The following is a 19,169-nucleotide window of genomic DNA, read 5'->3' on the forward strand; positions in this document are numbered from 1 at the left end:
TTTTTATTGATCCGGCGACCACCTAGATATACACTCCGACTATCTTCGGCTGGGTCTTTTGTTTATACGAGACTGGTGTGTATCCGCGCCGGGGGATTCCGGGCTCGGATCCACCTCCTCAACCGACGGACGCACCCGCCCCCTCAACGACGAGGGCTCGGCGCGCGTACGCCCGCACATCGGCATCGACATCGTCGAGGGCGCCAGTCAATGCGTCCCTCGCCTCCGGTTTCGCCGACCACTGCATCAGCGACAACACCGCTGCTTTGCGCACATCGAGATGAACATCCTCGAGCGCTCCTGCCAGCACGTCGACAGCAAGATCCGGGTCGGCCCCGGCCAGCCCGCGCGCAGCGCCCTGGCGCACCTGCCACGCCGATTCCCCCAGCCCCTTCGCGAGCGTGCCCACATCCTGTTCTCCACACCCGAGCGACGCGAACGCAGTCAGCGCAGCAGCCCGCACCAACGGGTCGGTATCCGAAGCGAGCGCGCGAACAGTTTCTGCTCCTCCCCTCGCGATGGTGGCGAGTCCGTGTGCGACGACGACTCGGACTTCACGATTGGCGTCCGCGGACGCGGCGGCGACCGCTTGCCACTCGTCCAGTGAGACCAACGCGCGGATCGCCTCGACCCGCACGCGATGATCAGGATCCGCGACCGCCTCCAGGAACTGTTCGCGCCTCCCGGCATGCCGTGCGCGCAGCACGTCGACGGCCGTCGCACGAGCCAGAGGATCGGCCGATCCGAGATATGTGGCGATCTTCTCCACCTCCGGCAGTACCTCGACGAGTTCCCTCACACCCTCGGCCGCGGTGCGACGCACCGCCGGGTCGGAGTCTCCCAGTGCCCCGATCAGCGCCGCGGAGAATCCCTCCGGTGTGTTCTCCGTCAGCACCGACACCGCGGTTGCCCGCACCTGCGGATCATCGCTCTGCAGATACGCCTGCAGGTCGGTGAGCGTGGGCTCGTCCAGGTTCAACAGTGCCACGATCTGCGGCGACACCGCCTGCTCCAGCGACACCGCCTGCTCCGGCTGCGCAATCGCCCGCTCACGTTCGACGCTCGGGGCGCGACCGACCCGGATCTCGGGTGCCGCGATCGGAATCACCGACCGATCGACCGGCGGGAGGTGATCGTATTCGGGGACCGGCACCAGGTAGGGCGCGACCGGACGCTTGAGAAATTCCATCGACCCATCGGCTCCGCGCCGGAGGTTCAGGTGATAGCCCCATGTGCTGTCGTTCTGTTCCGGGATATCGGCGCGCTCATGATAGAGCCCCCATCGGCTCTCGGTGCGCACCAGCGAACTGCGCGCGGCCATCTCGGCGCAGTCCCTGATGAAAGCGACCTCGGCGCACCGCATCAGCTCGTGCGGTGTGCGGGCGCCCATCTCTGCGATCTCGTGGATCATGCGATCGAACGTCTCCACCGCGATAGACAGTTTCGCGCCGGTCTTCGGCGGTGCGACGTAATCGTTGACGAACCGACGCAGCCGACGCAGCTCAGCATCGCCGGTCCGGGCAACTACGCCGCATCGGCGGACGTGTACTCGCGCTGGTCGTGTTCCTGCTCGCATGGTGGGCAGTCACTGCCGCCGGCCTGATCGAACCCCTGTTCCTGCCCTCCCCGGGCGCGGTCTGGGACGCGTTCGTCCAGGCCAACACATGGCACCAGGTCGCGCCGGGCGTCGATCGACTCGTGCAAGGCGAGCAGGGCTACTTCCTGTGGGAACACCTGCTCGCAAGCTGTCAGCGCATCTTCGCCGGTGTAGGTGCCGCCATCATCGTCGGCCCGCTCCTCGGGTTCGCGATGGGCATGTGGCGGCCGTTGAACACGCTGCTCGAGCCCTATCTGAACTTCCTGCGCGCACTGCCCCCGCTCGGCTATATCGGCCTGCTGATCGTGTGGTTCGGCATCGGCGACACATCGAAGATCTGGTTGCTGTTCCTCGCAGCATTCCCCGCGATCACCATCGCGACCATCAACGGAGTCCACTCCGTCCCCCGCGACTACATCAATGCTGTCCGGTCACTCGGCGCCAACCGACGCCAGGCCCTCACCCATGTCGTGCTCCCGTCGACCGCTCCCGAGGTGCTCACCGGGATCCGCATCGCCGTCGGGTTCGCGTGGACCACCGTGGTCGCGGCCGAACTGAACAACGGAATCCCCGGGATCGGTGGTCTCGCCTATCTGTCCGGTACACAGCTCGACACCCCGTTGACGATCGCGTGCATCGTCGTCATCGGGATCACCGCTCTGGTTCTCGATGCACTCATCAAATGGATCGGCGTGTTGGCCGTGCCGTGGAAAGGAAAAGCGTGAAACGCACAGTCCTGTACGTCTCAGCGGCCATCGCGGCCACCACCCTCCTGTCGGGTTGCGTATCGTCCGATCGTGAGACCTCACCCACCGGCGACACGTCCTCGGACTCGCAGTCCTGCCCGTTCGAGGTCGACGAATCCGTCACCACCGACGCGCGCATCGCGTTCCAGGACATCCCCAACGGCGACCTGCTCGTCAAGGATGCCGGCATCCTCGAGGCCTGCCTCCCCAACGCCACGATTTCGTGGAACCGATTCGCGTCGGGCGGCGACGTGGTGCAGGCGTTCGGGTCGGGCAGTGTCGATCTCGGGCTGCTCGGGTCCAGTCCCGCCACGAAGGCCTTGTCGGCGCCGCTGAACATCGGCATGCAGGTCATCTGGATCCACGACGTGATCGGCGCCGCCGAATCATTGGTCGTCCGCGACCCGTCGATCACCTCGGTCGAACAGCTCGCCGGTAGGACGATCGCGACGCCGTTCGCGTCGACCGCGCACTACAGTCTTCTCGCCGCATTGGATCGGGCGGGCATCACCGACCAGGTCACGCTCGTCAACCTCGCCCCCGATGCGACGGTCGCAGCGTGGCAGAGCGGCGAGATCGACGGCACCTGGATCTGGGAGCCCACCCTGTCGCAGCTGACCGACGGACACGTACTGCTCACCAGCGCCGACACGGCTGCCGAGGGTGTTCCCACCTTCGACCTCGCCGGCGCGACCCGCAGCTTCATCGAGGCGAATCCCGAGTTCATCGAGACCTGGACGCGGGCGCAGGACTGGGCCGTCGAGCAGTTGCTCACCTCCCCCGAGGACGCGTCCGTCGCGCTCGCGGTGCAGCTGGGTATCACTCCCGACGAGGCGACTCAGCAGCTCGAAGGACTCGAGTTCCTGCGCGCCTCCGAGCAGGCTTCACCCGAGCACCTCGGCGGCGCCATGGCCACCAATCTGCAGTCCACCGCGGAGTTCCTGCTCAGCCAGGGCGAGATCACCGAGGTCAGCGCACCCGAGACGTACAGCGACGGCGTGTACGTCGACGCAGTGAACGCGCTCGCGGACCAGTGACCGACACGCGGACGGCCCCAGGTCGGGTCGAATTTTCCGGGGTCTCGAAGGCGTACGGCGACGGAGCCACAGCGGTGCGCGCGGTCGACACCACCGACCTGACGATCGAGCCCGGCGAATTCGTGTGCCTGGTCGGGCCGTCCGGGTGCGGAAAGACGACCGTGCTGCAGATGCTCGCCGGTTTCGAGCAACCCACGAACGGATCGATCCGCATCGGTGACGACGTCGTCACCGGTCCCGGACCCGAACGTGGGGTCGTGTTCCAGAAACCCAATCTCTTCCCGTGGAAGTCAGTGCGCGCCAACGTCGAACTCGGGCAGCGCCTACGCTGGGCTTCGAAGGAGGATCGTCGTGCGCGGGCCGAGAGCATTCTCGACATGGTGGGGCTGGCAGACTTCGCTGATCGCCGCACCTACGAACTGTCGGGTGGTATGCAGCAGCGCGCGCAGATTGCACGGGTGCTCGTCAATGATCCCCGCATCATCCTGATGGACGAGCCGTTCGGCGCGCTCGACGCGTTGACCCGCGAGAAGCTGCAGCTCGAGCTGCTCAGCATCTGGCGCGAGCACCATCGCACGGTCCTGTTCGTCACCCACAGCGTCGACGAGGCCGTACTTCTCGGCACCCGGGTACTCGTCATGAGCGCACGTCCCGGCCGGATCATGCAGGACATCCCGATCGAACTTCCCGAGGACTCCACGGAGGAGCGACGGTCGGCCACCGTGCGCACGTCCACGGAGTTCGCCGCATACAAGGAGAGGATTGCGAGCGCGATCTACCACGCGCACAGCTGATCACAGCACGACACCCGGCCGCGTCCTCGCTCGAGGACGTGGCCGGGTCTCGATGTCTCGATCAGTGAGCGAACGCAGGCTTGCGGTCGGCACCGACGCGATCCGGATGCGTCCACAATCCCTTGCGCTCAAGGAGCGGCAGTACACCTTCGCCGAACCAGTACGCCTCTTCGAGATGCGGTACGCCCGACAGCACGAATTCGTCGACCCCGGCTGCCTGGTATTCCTCGATCAGCGACGCCACCTCGGTGTGGCTGCCGACCAGCGAGGTCCCGGCACCACCGCGGACCAACCCGACGCCGCTCCACAGACCCGGGTGGATCTCGAGTGTGCGGGCGCCGCCGTCGTGGCGTCGTGCACTGCCGTGCAGTTCGCTCATGCGGCGCTGGCCCTCGGATTCGCTGGCCGCGAGGCCGGCCTGTGCGAGTGCGATGTCCTCGGGCTTCATGTCGTCGAGCAATCGTTGCGCTTCCGCCCACGCCTGTTCGGAGGTGTCGCGGCTGATCGTGTGCAGGCGGACACCGAAACGCAGAGTACGGCCGAACTCGGCTGCTGCGGCCCGCACTCGTGCAATCTTCTCCTCGACCTGGGCCGGCGGCTCACCCCACGTCAGGTACACGTCGGCGTGTCGACCGGCGACCGGAAGCGCCGCGGATGACGACCCACCGAAGTACACGGACGGCGTCACGGCCGGGGTCTTGTCGAGTCGAGCGCCCTCGACGTGAACGTGCTTGCCCTCCAACGACACCAGATCACCGCGCCACAGACCCCTTACCACGCTGAGGAACTCGTCGGTGCGCCGATACCGTTCGTCCTTCGGCTGGAAATCGCCGTACGCACGCTGTTCGCTGCTCTCACCGCCGGTGACGATGTTGATCAGCAGTCGCCCGTCGGAATGCTCCTGGTATGTCGTGGCCATCTGCGCGGCCAGCGTCGGCGACAACGCGTCGGGGCGGAATGCCACGAGGAACTTCAGTCGCCGCGTCTGCGGCACCAGCATCGCCGTGGTGACCCACGCATCCACGCACTGCAGTCCCGTCGGGGTCAGCGCGGCCTCGAATCCGAGTTGTTCGGCGGTACGGGCGACCTGGCCGAGGTAGTCGAGCGTGGCGGGACGGTCGCCGGCGTTCGAGCGCAGGTCGGCGCCGTGCCCACCTCCGACGATCGAGCGGCTGTCGCCGGAAGTGGGCAGGAACCAGTGGAAGGACAGAGACATGAGAGGAATCCTCGAGGTGTGGGAACCGAGCGGGCATCGTCTTGCTCGATCACCGCGGTGATCGAGCTGAGGCTGGTGATCGAGCTGAGGCTAGGGACGACAGCGCTCGGCGCCGGTGCGGCACAGGTCCACGTAGAGCCGCCAGCTGTGCCAGACCGTGCGCAGCGACGCGGGCTGCGGTCGATCGGTGGCGGGCATGGCTGTGACCTCTGTGTTGTGCTGCACGGACGATCACGACAATACCTCACCGACTATCGGCCGGCAGACAGACGGGGTGGCGGCCCGCCGCGGGGAAGCTCGGGCCCCACCGCGACACGAGATCCCGCGACCCGTCCACTCCCCCAACCGATCTGCTCCCGATACCGCCCGATGTGGTCACCGTCATCGCACTGGGCTTCACGTGGTGTCGACTGCGGGTGCACGAACAACGCGTCGGTCGGGCAGTACGCCTCGCACATGAAGCACGTCTGGCAATCGTGCTGCCGCGCGATCGTCGGGATTCCCGACTCGGTGCGATCGAATACGTCGGTCGGGCACACGTCGACGCACTTGTCGCAGCCGATGCACGCGTCGGCCAGCAGGATCTCGATCACGATGCCACCAACACCGAATTGTGCACCGGAGCGGCCCGCGTCCATACCTCGTCGAGACCCCCGGTGAGAATGTGATGATGTTGGGCCGGATCGAGATCCGGGTGATCCGCTCGTTTACTCATACCGCGAGTCTCGGTGCGGGCCAACGCAGAGTGATAGGCCCAGCGACCGACGGCCGTGATCGCCGCAGCCTGCCTCGCCCGTATACGCTCCGTGCCTGCGCCGGGAGCCAGGCCGAATGAGATTACCGTCCAAAGTGATTCGAGTTCGTCGATCGACTTCTGCAACCCCACGCCGTTCCGGAAGAGGTTCTTCTCATACGGGATCAGCTCGGCGCGCGCGGCCGCGAGCACGGCAGTGGCGTCGAGTTCGGTGCGCTGGGCCGGTCGCAGCCCGGCGCGACCGGCCCCGCGCAGGTCACGAGCCCGCACCTCGGTGACGTGTCGCGAATACTGGGCCGCCCCCCGCCCGGCCCAGCTTCCCGATGACATCGCCCACGCCGCATTGTGGCTGCCGCCCCCGGTGAAGCCGCCGCAGATGCGTTCGCGGGTCGCGGCGTCCCCCGCGGCATACAACCCGGGCACCGACGTCGCGCACGTATCGTCGACGACATCGATACCGCCCGTGCCACGCACGGTTCCCTCGGCGAGCATCGTCACCTCGAACTTGTCGGTGAACGGGTTGATTCCGCGTCGATCGAACTGCAGGAAGAAGTTCGGCTGCCCGAGCCGCATCTGCCGCTGCACCTCGGCGTCCGCCCGATCGAGCTGCGCCGATACCGGCTCGTTCTGCAACGTCTTCGCGATGATCGAACGCCCCGTGCTCGATCCCGCGCCCTCGAGCACGCTGCCGTCTGCGTGGAAGAAGGTCGCGTAGCCGTAGTACGCGGTCTTGGTGATCGTCGAACCAGCTGCCGCGATCCCGTAGGCGTTGGCGAATTCCATACCGGAGAAGGAGGCACCTGCCTCGGCGGCCATGAGGGCACCGTCACCGGTGTCGACGTTGGTACCCAACGCACCGGAGAGGAACGCGCAGCCTCCGCTGGCGATCACCACGGCCCCCGCCGTGATCCGGTAGTCGCGATCGGCCTGCCGCTGGTACCCGGCAGCGCCGCGCACGACCCCGTCGCGGTCGACCAACAACTCCAGCGCCGGTGAGTGATCGAGGATGCGAACCCCGAGCCGCTGGACCCACGCCCGCATGCGCCGCATGTATTCGGGGCCCTGCACCCCGGTACGGATCTGGTGTCCCGTGTCGGGGTCGACCGGGAACGGGTAGCGCCCTTCGTCGCCGAGGAGGTGCATGTTCTCGTAGGTGCGGTCGAGTACGCGGTCCATCCACGCGTGGTCGGCCAGATATCCGCCCAGCGCTTCCCTGCTCGCTTTCGCTTTCGTCCGCTGCTCCGGATCAGGTGCGACGTACCACACCCCGGTTCCCGACGGCGCTGTTGCGCCGCTGGTTCCGCAGTATCCCTTGTCGACGAGGATCACGTCGGCGCCGGACTTGCGCGCATTCAGCGCCGCCCAGGTGCCGGCCGGTCCTCCTCCGATGACGAGGACGTCGGTGGCCAGATCGAGAGGTTCGTTCATGGCGAAGATCATTCCTAGCTCGCGCCCGGCCCACCACGTCTGAAATCAGCGTGATGCTAAGGACTTCACACCATGACGTGATGTCGCCCGACCGGCAGCACCAGCGGCTTACCCGAGACCGGGTCGTCGATGACCCGGCTGTCGAGCCCGAACACCGCTGCGACGGTCTCGCTGGTGAGCACCGCGGACGGATCCCCCGCCGCATACAGGCACCCGTCTGCCAACGCCACGAGGTAGTCGGCGTACCGCGCGGCCAGATTCAGATCGTGCAGCACCATCACGATCGTCGTGCCGCGGCTGCGGTTGAGATCGGTGAGCAGGTCCAGCACCTCCACCTGATGACTCACATCGAGGAAAGTGGTGGGTTCGTCGAGCAACAGCACATCGGTCTGCTGGGCGAGCGCCATCGCGATCCACACGCGTTGACGCTGGCCGCCGGACAGTTCGTCGACGGCGCGTTCGGCGAGTTCGGTGGTGTTCGTCGCGGCGAGCGCATCGGCGACCGCGGCGTCGTCCTCGCGACTCCACCGCGACAGGACCCGCTGATGCGGATGCCTGCCACGACCGACGAGGTCGGCCACGACGATCCCCTCCGGCGCGATCGGCGACTGCGGCAGCAATCCGAGGGTGCGGGCGAGCTTCTTCGCGGGCAGCTTGTGCACGTCCTTGCCGTCGAGCAGCACATGTCCGCCTCGCGGAGCCAGCAGCCGCGACATCGACCGCAACAATGTCGATTTGCCACACGCGTTCGCGCCCACGATGCACGTGATTCGCCCGGGCGGCACCTCGAGCTCGAGGTTCTCGACGACGGTCCGGTTGCCGTAACCGAGTTCCAGGTTCTCGACCGTCAGAGTGTGCGATGCGGTCATAGCGAGCCTCCCGCTCGGTTGGAGCGAATGATCAGGTAGACGAGATAGGGCGCTCCGAGCGCACCGGTCACGACTCCCACCGGATAGCGGGTGCCGAACGCGTATTGGCCGATGAAGTCGGCGACGAGCACCAGCAACGCGCCGACGAGCGCGGCCGGGATGAACAGAGACGTGCCCTGCCCGACGATGCGCGCGGCGATCGGGCCTGCGAGGAACGCGACGAACGCGATCGGCCCCGCGGCGGCGGTGGCGAACGCGATGAGCCCGACGGCCGCGATGATGGCCACGATGCGTGTGCGCTCCACGCGCACACCGAGCGCCTGCGCGGCATCGTCGCCGAGTTGGATCATCGACAGGTTGCGGGTCTGCCCCAACAGAATCGGACCGAGAATCGCCAGTGCGACGATCACGGGGATGGTCGCGCCCCATGTGGCTCCGTTGAGGCTGCCGGTGAGCCAGCGCATCGTCTCCTGCAGATCCCACGCGGCCGCGGTGCTCAGCAGGTACGCGGTGACGCTGTCGAGCATCGCCGCGATGCCGATACCGATGAGGATCAGCCGCGTACCCGCGACCCCACCCCGATACGACAACGCATAGATCAGCAGCGCCACACCGAGCCCCGCAACGATCGCGAAGATCGACACCTGGCTGCTCCCGAGCCCGAGCACGATGATGCCGAACGCGGCCGCGGCGCTCGCCCCGGCGCTGATGCCGATGATGTCGGGGCTCGCGAGCGGGTTGCGCAGCATCGTCTGGAAGGTGATGCCGCCCAGACCGAAACAAATGCCCGCGACCACCGCCAGCACAGCACGTGGCAGGCGGAGTCGGCCGACGGTGAACGTCGCGCCCGACACGTTCTCGCCGAGGATCACGCGGATGATGTCGGAGGCCGGATAGAACGTCTTCCCGAACATCAGGCTCGCGACGAATGCGGCGACGACCAGTGCCGCGAGGATCCCGATCACGACGCGACGACGTCGCCCGCGGCGCACACGGCTCGCGGCGACCTCGTCGACGTCGGGCTTGGCGGTGGTGGTGAGTGTCGCTGTCACAGTTCCCGGAGTTTCTGCCGTCGGACGATGTACACGAAGAACGGTGCGCCGATGAGCGCGGTGATGATCCCGACGTCGATCTCGCCGGGTCGCGCGACGATACGACCGAGGACGTCAGCGGCTGTGAGCAGCCCGGCTCCCACCAGCGCCGAGAAAGGCAGCAGCCATCGGTTGTCGACGCCGATCAGCAATCGGCACAGGTGCGGCACAACGAGTCCGACGAAAGCGATCGGTCCGGCGACAGCGGTAGCGGCGCCGCACAACAGCACCGCACCGACCGAGGCAAGCCCGCGCGCGAGAGCGACACGCTCACCGAGTCCGGCCGCCATCTCGTCGCCCAAGGCCAGGGAGTTGAGGCTGCGCGCCGACAGCAGGCAAATCAGAAATCCGACGAGCAGGAACGGCACGGCCTGCCCGATGACGTCGAAGTTCGCACCGCCCACACCACCGATCTGCCACGACCGCACGTTCCCGGAGATGTCGTTGCGCGGAAGAATGATGGCGGTGATGAACGACGACAGTGCCGCCGCGGTCGCTGCGCCCGCGAGCGCAAGTTTGAGGGGTGTCGCCCTGCCGCGACCGAGCGAGCCGATCGTGTAGACGAACACCGCGGTGACGCCCGCACCGAAGATTGCGACCCACAGCATCGCGGTCTGCGTCCACAGCCCGAACCAGGCCATACCCACGACCACGGCGAGGGAGGCGCCCATGTTGATACCGAGAATGCCGGGGTCGGCGAGCGGGTTGCGGGTCACGCCCTGCATTACCGCACCCGAGAGACCCAGCGCTGCACCGACGAGGAGCGCGAGCACCGTGCGCGGAATGCGCTTGGCGATGGCGCCCTGGCCGATGTTGTCCGTCGATCCGCCGAGGGCAGCGACGATGTCGGCCCAGTCGACGTCGCGCGACCCGATGGTCACGGACGCGATCGCGAGGAGCACGAGCACTGCGAGCAGGACGACGAGCCAGGCGGAGTTGCCGATCGCCGAGCGCCGCGGAAGTGCGGCGCTCGGCGTCAGGGCCGGTTGAACGGAGATCACTCCGCGTTCGACTTGCCTGCTGCCTCGGCGAGCATGTCGACGTAGTCGCTGAGCACCCAGGAGATGGCGAGCGGGGTCGGGTTCGCGGCCGTGCCGAGCGGACCGGATCCATCGAGGAACACGATCGAGCCGTTGGCGACGGCAGGCATCTGCGACAGCAGCGGGTCGGCTTCGAGGGAGTCGACGAGCGCCTGGTCTCCGTAGGTGACGATGATGTCGACGTCGTCGAACATGTCGACCTGCTCGGCGCTGACCTTCTTCGAGAACTCGTCGCCTGTGGAGGCGTCGGCGACGCTCTTCGGGGTGGCCATGCCGAGGTCCTCGAAGAATGCGGCGCGTGTGTCGTTCGCGGTGTAGAAGCTGACCTGGCTGAGGTCGGCGGTGTCGACGTGGGTGAGGAACATCGTCGCCTTGCCCTCGAGCTCCGGATGCGAGGCGGCTTCGTCGGCGATCTGCTGCTCGAGGTTCGCGATGAGTTCCTGGCCTTCCTCGGCCATGCCCATGCCCTCGCTGTTGATCGCGATCATGTCGCGCCATGCCGTGGCCCACGGGGCTTCGGGGTACGCGATGACGGGAGCGATCTCGCTGAGGGTGTCGTAGTCCTCCTGCGTCAGACCCGAGTAGCCGGCGAGGATGACGTCGGGGTTGGTGTCGGACACTGCCTCGAAGTCGATGCCGTCGGTTTCGTCGAACAGCACGGGGGTTTCGCCGCCGAGTTCGGCGAGCTTCTCCTCGACCCACGGAAGGATGCCATTGCCGTCGTCGTCGCCGAAGTTGGCGGCGGCCATGCCGACGGGCACGACACCGAGCGCGAGGGGCACCTCATGGTTGGCCCACTGTACGGTGGCGACGCGCTCCGGCTTCTCGTCGAGCGTGGTGGTGCCGAGTGCGTGCTCGATGGTGATGGGGCCGGACGCGGTGTCGGTACCGGAATCGGTGGGCTCCGACGAGTCGGAACTACACGCCGACATACCGAGTGTGACGGCGACCGCGGCCGCGGCCACCGCCAGGAAGCGCTGTGAACGCATGTGGACGTACTCGCTTTCGTGCAAGGTGGTGCCCACATCCGGACCCATCGGATATTAGGCGAGGTTTGCCTAAATCTAATGTTTACCGCCCTGAGACGCAATCGCGCGATTGGGACACTTGATGTCGCGATCGGGTCACTGCCGGGTGGGTATCAACCGACCCGGAATGTTGCGGGGGTCGCGCCGGTAACTCGCCGGAATGCCGCTCCGAACGCGCTCGCCGACCGGTAGCCCATCTGCTCGGCGACCTCACCAAGCTCGAGACCGTGCCCGAGGAGAATCACGGCACGCTGCGCGCGCACCGCCGCGACCCACCGCCCGAAACTCAGCCCCGTCTCCGCACGAAATGTTCGAGTGACGGTGCGGCGACTGACTCCCAACTCGTCTGCCCAATCCGACAGCGTTCGCGGGTCGCTGGGATCGTCACCGATCGCCTCGATGATGGGTCTGAGCAGCGGCGACGTCGGCACCTGCACCGACAACTCGTGCACGGCGGGCGCGAGCACGTCGATCACCATCTTCTCGGTCAACGACCGCGATGCGGTTTCGAGCGACTCGTCGGCCAGACGGTCCAGCAGTAGGCGCAGCAACGATGTCATCTCGACCGCCACCGGACCGTCGGACAGCAACGGGGCGTGGTCGATTCCGAAATGCGCAGTGCGATACCACGTTCCCGTCGGCATGATGCCCCAGTGCAACAGACCCGCCGGGATCCACAGACCGATGGTCGATGTGATCGTCCAGGTCTGAGTGCCGATGGTTGCGCTCGAGGCGCCGCGCTCGTTCCACAACAGTTCATGGGTGGGATGCGAGTGCGGCTCGAACCGGGTGTCTGCGCCGATGAGTTCGTCCATACCCGCGATGACGAACGGCACGTCGATCTCCCCGGCGTCGTACACCGGCAGCGATCGGCTCTCCATGGTTCCTCCTCGATCCGGTCCGTCGGCGACCAAGTATGTCGCTCGCGGCGCAGAGTTCGCATTCAGGCCCGCGAACCGACCGGTGAACACGGGAATCCAGGATGCCTACAACCTCGGTTGGAAGCTCGCGCTCGCGGTGAACGGTCAGGCCGCCGACGGCCAGGTGCTACGAGACCACGCGGGCAACGCCACGCGGACATACAGGTTCGGCACAGACTCCGAGATCGTCGTGGTGCGCCCCGACGGACATCGGACACCGTGCGAAGGATCCGAGCATGGACAGCGTGGCAGAGTACCTCGACCATATCGTGCTGAGTCAGCCGCGCTGACCGATCATCGGCACGATGAATTCCCGCGCGATCGCGGCGAGCTGCTCCTCGTCGTCGAGGTCGACGATGTCGGTCGGGACCATCAGGAACGACGCCGCGATTCGCACCATCATCTCCGCCGTCAGTTCGAGATTCAGTTCGTGCGAGATGGTGCCCGCTTGTCGCTCGCGTCGAAGCTGGGCGGCGACGAACTGCCTTGCGATGGCGAGCATTCGACCATCCCCCACCAGGGACCCGGCGAGGAGCGTCGGTTCGGCGTCGAGCAGACCGCCGATCAACGCGTTGGTTCGGATGGCGCGCAGCGAACTCACGAATCCGAGGACGATGCGGTCGGCCACGGTACGCGCGGTTCGGATGTCGATGAGGAACTGATCGAAGTATCGACGGAACTCGCGCAGCAGAACCTGTTCGACGAGCGCGTCCTTGGACTCGAATCTCCGGTAGAGAGTGACACGCGACAGGTTCGCTCGGCGGGCAACCTCCTCCATCGACGAGCGATGGATTCCCGACCGGCAGAACTGCTCGTAGGCGGCGTCCAGTAGGCGGGTGCGCACTGCGTCGACCTCGTCGGCGCGTTCGACGGCTTCGAGAAACGCGCGTTCGAGCAGGGATTCCGAGGCCGGTATCCGGACATGCGGCAGAGAATCCACGATCACCTCCTGGGCATCCGACGTTACACGCCGCCGAATAGTTCGATTTCACAAAACTGCACACATGCGTCGTCACACCATGCTAGAAAATGATACGCAGTAACGGATTTTGTAACCCTGTTTCTCTGCAATCTCACCGGGGGTAGACAGCATGGCCGAACTCAGTAGGCGAAAGATCCTGCAAGCAGGCGGAGCGCTGAGCGCGCTCAGCGCGATCGCGCTCGCATCACCCGCACATGCGCAACCCTGGCGGTGGTCACCGGCAGGCTCGATTCCGGGCACCGGCAGCGGCGCAGACCCGAGAACCGTCTGGGACACCGAAGCCGACCCTCTGGTCGCGTCACTCTTCGATCGAGGCGAGGTACCGAGGGTCAACCAGCTCCTTCGGACGTGGACGAAGAACGGGCAACCACTGCCCGACGGACTCCCGCCCGATCTGTTGGACTTCATGGAACGCCATCGGCAGCTGCCGGAATGGGCAGATCGGAACAAACTCGCGACGGCCGTGCGGTTCAACGAGAAGCGGGGTCTCTACCTGGGGGTCCTGTACGGTTTCGCCAGCGGCATGATGAGCACCGTCATCCCCAAAGAAGCCCTCGCCGTGTACTACTCGAAGGGCGGCGCCAACATGAAGCGCCGCATCTCGAAGACCGCGAAACTGGGCTACGACATCGGTTCACGCAACGCGTATCTCGACGACGGCGAAATGATCGTGACGGGTCTCAAGACCCGGCTCGTACACGCCGCCGTGCGCCACCTGCTGCCGCAGTCGTCACATTGGAATCAGGCTGCACCGGAGAACATTCCGATCAGCCAGCACGACATGATGGTCACCTGGCACAGCCTGCCCACCACCGTCATGCGCGTGCTGAAGCAGTGGAAGGTACCCATCCCGGCCGACGAGGCCGACGGGTTCCTCCACTCCTGGCAGGTCAGCGCCCACATGCTCGGCATCGAAGACCAGTACATCCCCGCGACGTGGGACGATGCCGAATCTCAGGCGAAGGCGTCCCTGGATCCCGTCCTCGCGCCCACAACCGAAGGTCTCGCGCTCGCCGACATGCTCCTCGACCTCGGTGCCGGCCTGGACTTCACACTGCTCAGCCGGCCGATCCTGGGCGCACTGACCCGCTTCACCCTGGGCGACGAGGTCGCGAACTGGCTCAACATCCCTCGAGAGTTGTTGTGGGACAACCTTCTCAATGTGGCATGGGGTCCGTTCATCGCGGTGCGTGAAGGTCTGCTTCCCCTACCGTTGGCACCGGAGGCGTACTGGACGTTCGACGAACTGCTACGCCAGTTCGTTCTCCTCTACATGTCCGAACTGCGCCCGATCAGCATCGAGCTCCCGGAGTTCAACAACCCCAACTACCCCTGAGCCCAATTCCGGAGCGCCCCTGATCAGTAGCGCGAAGCTCAGCTCCACCATCGAGCGAGGCGCCTCTCAACGGGGATTCGGCCCTTCGACCAACGGCAGCGACTCGTCGGCGGTCCACGCGTTGAGGGATCCGTCGTACACCGCGACATCGGAGCGTCCCGCCACCGCGAGCGCATGAGCGAGACCCGACGCGGCGATGCCGCCACCGCAGTACGTCACCGGTTGCACATCCGGGTTCAGGGCACCTGCGTCCTCGAACACCGCACGCAACTCGTCCTTCGGCTTCAACCGGCCGGTCGACGGATCGACGAGGTCACCGAACGGAATGTTGATACTGCCCGGAATGTGGCCGCGCCGCGGGTACGACGGGCTCTCACCCCGGTAGGTCGCCGGGTCCAAAGCGTTGATGATCAGGGTGTTCTCGTCGTCGAGAGCACCCGCTACCTCGTCGGTGGAACGCACCAACTCGGGACGACGGTTCGTGGTGAAGGTGGCCGCGTGCGGAATCACCTGTTCATCCGACACCGGGAATCCCGCCGCCTGCCATGCGGGCAGCCCACCGTCGAGGACGGCGACGTCGTCGAACCCTTCGAGCCTGAGCTGCCACCACAGGCGCGCGGCCCAGATGCCGGACGACTGGTCGTACACCACGACCCGACGCCCCTGGCCGATTCCCACAGCGCCCGCGGCTGCCGCGAACCGTGCGGACGACGCCGCGGTGAACGGCAGCGGAGCCAGGTGTTCCGAGAAGTCCGTGAACAGGTCCGCGTACACGGCACCCGGGATATGGGCTTCGAGGTACGTCGCGAGACCGGGCTCGATGTGCACCGACCCGTCGGGCGGCATGGACAGGTGGGTGGTCGCGTCGACGACCACCAGGTCTTCGTCGCCGAGTTGTTCGTACAACCATTCCGGGGTAACGGTGTGCGGCTTGTGTTCGCTCATCGGGCCCTCCTCTTCGGAGAATGCGAAATCTGCTGTCTTCACCAGCGTATAGCGCCGGCGCACACACCGGATCTCCCCTCACTCACGTGCGCCCGTGAGATCGGCAGAGCAAATCTGGTCACATCAAGACCAGCTGGATCGCAATCAGCACGTCGATGACGCCGCACAGCTCGGCGAAACTCCGGGACACGACCCGATCGCGCCACAGGTGCACGAAATCCCACACACCGTGCAGAAGCCATCCTGCCGCAATGACATACGTTCCCATCTGCGGGTCGATCACAAGCCCGGTGACAGCGAGACCACAGAAAAACGCCACCCCGATCGCCTGTAGCCGCAGAGCCCCGGATCGGCCCAACTGACCGTTGAGAGAGACCCACACCAGCAGCAACAGCGAGGCGCCGATCAGCACTGCAGACGGCGCGACTGCACCCGACATCTTGATGACCACGACGCAGGCGACCACCACTGCGACAATGGGCCACGTGAATCTGCGGTTCCCGATCTTGGCCATGAGCAGGTAGACGAGCGCGAGCATCGGCAACGTCTGGCCGAGCAGATCCCCCAGATCCTCGGCGGAGCCACTCGCGTTTCCGAGCGCGGCCGCAATGACGTCCGGACCGATGAATGCGAGCGCTACCAGGGCGGGCCATCGTCGGAGCATCCCTCGGATCGGCCCGGGAAGAGAGTTGCTCCGCCGAGTCGGAGGCCTGCTCGACCCGGCGGGCGGGTCTTGTGTGGATTCGGTTCTGTCGACAAGGCCGGCACTCATGAATGCACGGTTCATCGTGGTACCTCCGCGCCTGGAGAACACATCGAATGTGTAGGCAGCCATATCGGTCACGCCTCCGCCCGGGAGATCGCTAAGTTGAACAGATCCGTTCAAGTTGTGACGCTGCTACCGTAACCTGTACAGCGGTGTATGGGAAGAGGGATTCATGCCGGTACCACGGATCGCCAAACGCGCCGACGCCGTGCGCAACGTCGAGCGCATCGTCGACGCCGCGATCACCTGCCTGAGCGACCGGCCGTCCGCATCGATGACCGACATCGCCAAAGAGGCAGGCCTCGGCCGCGTCACGCTCTACGGGCACTTCGCATCGCGCGCCGATTTGCTGGAGGCAGTGGTCGCCCGAGTCCTCGAGAAGAACGAATCTGCGCTCTCCACAGTAGATCTCGCCGGAAACCCGCGTGACGCGCTGATCCGCGTGATCGACAGTAGCTGGATGCTCACCAACCAGGCACGCTCGATCGTCGCCGCTGCAGAAGACGAACTATCACCGGAGAGAATGAACGAGCTCCACGCACGGCCTGCCGCGCGGGTGGAGTCGCTCGTCGAACGGGGCCGCGCGCAGGGCGTGTTCCGCACCGACATGCCCACGTCGTGGCTGGTGAACGTGATCCATCAGGTCCTGCACGGCGCAGCCACCGAGGTCTCGACCGGACGCCTCGACCCCCGCGACGCGTCCGATCTGATCACCACCACGATCCTGGCGGTACTCGACAACCCTCGGATCAGTTCAGATAGATGACGTCGTCGTCTCCGCCGACGCAGGTAACCACGGGGCTGCCCGAGCAGTTCATGCTCTGGACCTGACGGGTCGCGGGGTTGCGTGCATCGACTGTCACCAGCCCGTACCGCAAGGGCTGCTGCAGGTAGGAACGACGAACTTCCTCGGCGAATTCACAGGACGTGGCCGTACTTGCGACCGCAGAAGTCGTCACGTCCGGGCTGCCGAACGTACTGGGGCAGGGAGTCGCATCCTCCGGCACGGCCTTGAGGCCTTCGAGGCCCGCGACAGAAGCCGAGGATGTTGTGGACGCTACTGCCGCCGAGTCGCTGTCACTCCCACCCTGTGTCGAGAACAGGAAAATCCCGACAATGACGAGAACGGCAGCGACGACGATGGCAGCAATTTTCGGCATCGCAGACTTCGAGTTCTCTTCCATTGTTCACAGGCCTTTCAATCTACCGACCTGCCCCGCAGGCCATGGAACTCACTACGGCAAGCAACCGCACAAGGTCGGCCGATTCAGCCGACAGCCTGTACGTTGTACCGTTCGCAACCCTAACGGTATCCATCGTTCGAACTACATCGGAGTGGACCGACTCACCTTCGAGCGGATGAAGTGGTGGTGATCACCGAGTCGGCCGAGGTCATGCATACGGGTCAGTGATCTCACGAAGCAAAGTGAGCGTCTCTCGCAGGGCACGCATGCGTGGGGCACCGATGTGCGTCGTCCATTCCTCATCGATCCTGGCCTCTTCAGCGCGTGCAGCCGCGATGACCTCCTCGCCGCGCGGCGCCATACGTACGAGGCGGGCGCGCGCGTCGGTGGGGTCCACGACACGTTCTACATAGCCCGCGCGTTCGAGCTGGTCGACGAGGTGCGTTGCGGTCTGCTTCGAGATCAAAGCCTGCTCGGCAAGCTCTGAGAGCCTTGTTCCGTCAGGCCCTATGCGAGCAGCAATACGCGCCTGCGCAAGGGTTATTCCTGAAAAACCTGCTTGACGAATCGCATCGAACACACGCCTCTCGGCGTTGCGGTGGGCAGTGAACATCAAGACGGCGATGTGCGGTTCATCCACGAATACCTCCTTGCCATTGATTCGAAGTCGGGACTAATATTAGTCACATCTTCGAACTGATACCACCGAGGTCGGTCATGAACATCGATGAAATCTGGACAGCGATCGACGACCATCGCACCCGTACCGCAGATCTGCTCGAAACACTCCGCGACGACGAGTGGCAACAGAATTCACTGTGCGACGGATGGACCGTGCGTGACGTTGCCGCACATCTGACGTTGCAGCAGATCGGTGTTCGCCAAGCGTTCACCATGCTCCCTGTCGTGTTCCGACACCCGGGAGGCATGAACGCGGTGATCCACTACTCCGCCAAACGGAAAGCGGCAACGCCTACCGACCGCCTGGTCCGCGACATCCGCGCAATGATCGGATCCAGGAAGCACAACATCGGCCTCAGTCCACACGAACCCCTCATCGACATCCTGATCCACGGGCAGGACATCGCGATTCCGCTCGGCCGGACGCTGCGGATGTCCCCCGAGGCCGCCGCGGAAGCCGCGACCTACATCGCGTCCTACGGCACAGGATGGAAGTCGAAAGTGTTCCGGCACAGCGTGTTCAGCACATCGCATCTGCGCGCGACCGATGTCGCCTGGTCGATCGGCACCGGGCCGGAGATCCGAGGACCGATGTCCACTCTCCTCATGCTTCTCGTCGGCCGAGATCTCGACCTCGGTCAGCTCTCCGGTGACGGGCTCGCAGTCATACCCCGACTCTCCACGAATCCGCAGCAGACGCGACCTGCGTGACGGCCGGGTGTCCGTATAGCGAGTCCGCGAGAACACCGAAGTCG

The 19,169-nt window shown here is 65.6% G+C and carries 19 protein-coding genes and 2 pseudogenes; 7 read left to right on the top strand and 14 right to left on the bottom strand.

Translation table 11 applies throughout. From position 1 onward, the window contains the following. Positions 1-118: 118 nt before the first annotated feature. Positions 119-1,495 (bottom strand): annotated as a pseudogene (locus ACFWB0_RS05660) (HEAT repeat domain-containing protein); the annotation flags it as partial. A gap of 38 nt (positions 1,496-1,533) precedes the next feature. On the opposite strand from ACFWB0_RS05660, the gene ACFWB0_RS05665 reads away from it, so the two are divergent. Genes ACFWB0_RS05665 through ACFWB0_RS05675 form a run of 3 tightly spaced genes read left to right on the top strand, consistent with a single transcriptional unit; the run spans position 1,534 to position 4,174 of the window. Further along, entirely contained in the window at positions 1,534-2,322 is a 789-nt protein-coding gene (locus tag ACFWB0_RS05665) for an ABC transporter permease (protein ID WP_378489585.1), read from the top strand. Next, the gene (locus ACFWB0_RS05670; protein WP_378489463.1) at positions 2,319-3,380 is read left to right on the top strand and encodes an ABC transporter substrate-binding protein; all 1,062 of its coding nucleotides are present in this window, start codon (positions 2,319-2,321) and stop codon (positions 3,378-3,380) included. The genes ACFWB0_RS05665 and ACFWB0_RS05670 overlap by 4 nt, the downstream gene beginning before the upstream one ends. Continuing rightward, positions 3,377-4,174, top strand: coding sequence for an ABC transporter ATP-binding protein (locus tag ACFWB0_RS05675; protein ID WP_378489464.1), 798 nt, complete (start codon positions 3,377-3,379; stop codon positions 4,172-4,174). Before ACFWB0_RS05670 ends, ACFWB0_RS05675 begins: the two co-directional genes overlap by 4 nt. A gap of 61 nt (positions 4,175-4,235) precedes the next feature. On the opposite strand, the gene ACFWB0_RS05680 is transcribed toward ACFWB0_RS05675, so the two are convergent. The 8 genes from ACFWB0_RS05680 to ACFWB0_RS05715 form a co-directional block, all read right to left on the bottom strand. Then, the gene (locus tag ACFWB0_RS05680) at positions 4,236-5,390 is read right to left on the bottom strand and encodes an LLM class flavin-dependent oxidoreductase (RefSeq protein WP_378489465.1); all 1,155 of its coding nucleotides are present in this window, start codon (positions 5,388-5,390) and stop codon (positions 4,236-4,238) included. A 251-nt stretch (positions 5,391-5,641) separates the two neighbouring features. After that, positions 5,642-5,983 carry a 4Fe-4S dicluster domain-containing protein gene (locus tag ACFWB0_RS05685; protein ID WP_378489466.1) on the bottom strand — a complete coding sequence of 114 codons (342 nt, stop codon included), beginning with the start codon at positions 5,981-5,983 and terminating at the stop codon, positions 5,642-5,644. Continuing rightward, complete coding sequence (locus ACFWB0_RS05690; RefSeq protein ID WP_378489467.1) at positions 5,980-7,572, bottom strand: FAD-dependent oxidoreductase; 1,593 nt, start codon at positions 7,570-7,572, stop codon at positions 5,980-5,982. The genes ACFWB0_RS05685 and ACFWB0_RS05690 overlap by 4 nt, the downstream gene beginning before the upstream one ends. A gap of 65 nt (positions 7,573-7,637) precedes the next feature. Next, positions 7,638-8,441, bottom strand: coding sequence for an ABC transporter ATP-binding protein (locus ACFWB0_RS05695; RefSeq protein WP_378489468.1), 804 nt, complete (start codon positions 8,439-8,441; stop codon positions 7,638-7,640). Further along, positions 8,438-9,493 carry a FecCD family ABC transporter permease gene (locus tag ACFWB0_RS05700; RefSeq protein ID WP_378489469.1) on the bottom strand — a complete coding sequence of 352 codons (1,056 nt, stop codon included), beginning with the start codon at positions 9,491-9,493 and terminating at the stop codon, positions 8,438-8,440. The genes ACFWB0_RS05695 and ACFWB0_RS05700 overlap by 4 nt, the downstream gene beginning before the upstream one ends. After that, a complete protein-coding gene (locus ACFWB0_RS05705) occupies positions 9,490-10,476 on the bottom strand; it encodes a FecCD family ABC transporter permease (protein ID WP_378489586.1) in 987 nt (328 codons plus the stop codon). The genes ACFWB0_RS05700 and ACFWB0_RS05705 overlap by 4 nt, the downstream gene beginning before the upstream one ends. 53 nt (positions 10,477-10,529) lie before the next feature. Continuing rightward, complete coding sequence (locus ACFWB0_RS05710; RefSeq protein WP_378489587.1) at positions 10,530-11,561, bottom strand: iron-siderophore ABC transporter substrate-binding protein; 1,032 nt, start codon at positions 11,559-11,561, stop codon at positions 10,530-10,532. A gap of 152 nt (positions 11,562-11,713) precedes the next feature. After that, entirely contained in the window at positions 11,714-12,481 is a 768-nt protein-coding gene (locus ACFWB0_RS05715; RefSeq protein ID WP_378489470.1) for an AraC family transcriptional regulator, read from the bottom strand. On the opposite strand from ACFWB0_RS05715, the pseudogene ACFWB0_RS05720 reads away from it, so the two are divergent. Beyond that, a pseudogene (locus ACFWB0_RS05720) lies at positions 12,480-12,629 on the top strand (FAD-dependent monooxygenase); the annotation flags it as partial. The gene ACFWB0_RS05715 and the pseudogene ACFWB0_RS05720 overlap by 2 nt on opposite strands. A gap of 168 nt (positions 12,630-12,797) precedes the next feature. On the opposite strand, the gene ACFWB0_RS05725 reads toward ACFWB0_RS05720, so the two are convergent. Continuing rightward, positions 12,798-13,460: a TetR/AcrR family transcriptional regulator gene (locus tag ACFWB0_RS05725; protein WP_378489471.1), complete on the bottom strand. Its 663-nt coding sequence runs from the start codon at positions 13,458-13,460 to the stop codon at positions 12,798-12,800. Positions 13,461-13,611: 151 nt separating this feature from the next. On the opposite strand from ACFWB0_RS05725, the gene ACFWB0_RS05730 reads away from it, so the two are divergent. Further along, positions 13,612-14,838 (top strand): oxygenase MpaB family protein, encoded by a 1,227-nt coding sequence (locus ACFWB0_RS05730; RefSeq protein ID WP_378489472.1) that lies wholly within the window; start codon positions 13,612-13,614, stop codon positions 14,836-14,838. Positions 14,839-14,904: 66 nt separating this feature from the next. Here ACFWB0_RS05730 and ACFWB0_RS05735 read toward each other — a convergent pair whose 3' ends face one another. Both ACFWB0_RS05735 and ACFWB0_RS05740 read right to left on the bottom strand, forming a co-directional pair. Next, on the bottom strand, positions 14,905-15,783 hold the full coding sequence (locus tag ACFWB0_RS05735) for a sulfurtransferase (protein ID WP_378489473.1): 879 nt from the start codon (positions 15,781-15,783) through the stop codon (positions 14,905-14,907). 118 nt (positions 15,784-15,901) lie between these two features. Continuing rightward, entirely contained in the window at positions 15,902-16,447 is a 546-nt protein-coding gene (locus tag ACFWB0_RS05740) for a hypothetical protein (protein WP_378489474.1), read from the bottom strand. A 274-nt stretch (positions 16,448-16,721) separates the two neighbouring features. Here ACFWB0_RS05740 and ACFWB0_RS05745 point away from each other — a divergent pair, with 274 nt between their 5' ends. After that, positions 16,722-17,315, top strand: a complete 594-nt coding sequence (locus tag ACFWB0_RS05745) for a TetR/AcrR family transcriptional regulator (RefSeq protein WP_378489475.1) — start codon at positions 16,722-16,724, stop codon at positions 17,313-17,315. Here ACFWB0_RS05745 and ACFWB0_RS05750 read toward each other — a convergent pair. Both ACFWB0_RS05750 and ACFWB0_RS05755 read right to left on the bottom strand, forming a co-directional pair. Continuing rightward, positions 17,299-17,709, bottom strand: a complete 411-nt coding sequence (locus ACFWB0_RS05750; protein WP_378489476.1) for a serine/threonine protein kinase — start codon at positions 17,707-17,709, stop codon at positions 17,299-17,301. The genes ACFWB0_RS05745 and ACFWB0_RS05750 overlap by 17 nt on opposite strands. A 232-nt stretch (positions 17,710-17,941) precedes the next feature. After that, positions 17,942-18,346 carry a MarR family winged helix-turn-helix transcriptional regulator gene (locus ACFWB0_RS05755; RefSeq protein ID WP_378489588.1) on the bottom strand — a complete coding sequence of 135 codons (405 nt, stop codon included), beginning with the start codon at positions 18,344-18,346 and terminating at the stop codon, positions 17,942-17,944. Positions 18,347-18,450: 104 nt separating this feature from the next. Here ACFWB0_RS05755 and ACFWB0_RS05760 point away from each other — a divergent pair, with 104 nt between their 5' ends. Continuing rightward, complete coding sequence (locus tag ACFWB0_RS05760) at positions 18,451-19,125, top strand: maleylpyruvate isomerase family mycothiol-dependent enzyme (protein ID WP_378489477.1); 675 nt, start codon at positions 18,451-18,453, stop codon at positions 19,123-19,125. Positions 19,126-19,169: the final 44 nt, after the last annotated feature.

The organism is Rhodococcus sp. NPDC060086, from assembly GCF_042730275.1.
Classification (GTDB): Bacteria; Actinomycetota; Actinomycetes; order Mycobacteriales; family Mycobacteriaceae; genus Rhodococcus.

Coding starts and splice junctions, on each gene's coding strand:
- ACFWB0_RS05680 (WP_378489465.1), bottom strand. CDS start 5,390: ATGTCTCTGTCCTTCCACTGGTTCCTGCCCACTTCCGGCGACAGCCGC.
- ACFWB0_RS05690 (WP_378489467.1), bottom strand. CDS start 7,572: ATGAACGAACCTCTCGATCTGGCCACCGACGTCCTCGTCATCGGAGGA.
- ACFWB0_RS05695 (WP_378489468.1), bottom strand. CDS start 8,441: ATGACCGCATCGCACACTCTGACGGTCGAGAACCTGGAACTCGGTTAC.
- ACFWB0_RS05710 (WP_378489587.1), bottom strand. CDS start 11,561: ATGCGTTCACAGCGCTTCCTGGCGGTGGCCGCGGCCGCGGTCGCCGTC.
- ACFWB0_RS05715 (WP_378489470.1), bottom strand. CDS start 12,481: ATGGAGAGCCGATCGCTGCCGGTGTACGACGCCGGGGAGATCGACGTG.
- ACFWB0_RS05730 (WP_378489472.1), top strand. CDS start 13,612: ATGGCCGAACTCAGTAGGCGAAAGATCCTGCAAGCAGGCGGAGCGCTG.
- ACFWB0_RS05735 (WP_378489473.1), bottom strand. CDS start 15,783: ATGAGCGAACACAAGCCGCACACCGTTACCCCGGAATGGTTGTACGAA.
- ACFWB0_RS05740 (WP_378489474.1), bottom strand. CDS start 16,447: ATGCTCCGACGATGGCCCGCCCTGGTAGCGCTCGCATTCATCGGTCCG.
- ACFWB0_RS05745 (WP_378489475.1), top strand. CDS start 16,722: ATGCCGGTACCACGGATCGCCAAACGCGCCGACGCCGTGCGCAACGTC.
- ACFWB0_RS05750 (WP_378489476.1), bottom strand. CDS start 17,709: ATGCCGAAAATTGCTGCCATCGTCGTCGCTGCCGTTCTCGTCATTGTC.
- ACFWB0_RS05755 (WP_378489588.1), bottom strand. CDS start 18,346: ATGTTCACTGCCCACCGCAACGCCGAGAGGCGTGTGTTCGATGCGATT.
- ACFWB0_RS05760 (WP_378489477.1), top strand. CDS start 18,451: ATGAACATCGATGAAATCTGGACAGCGATCGACGACCATCGCACCCGT.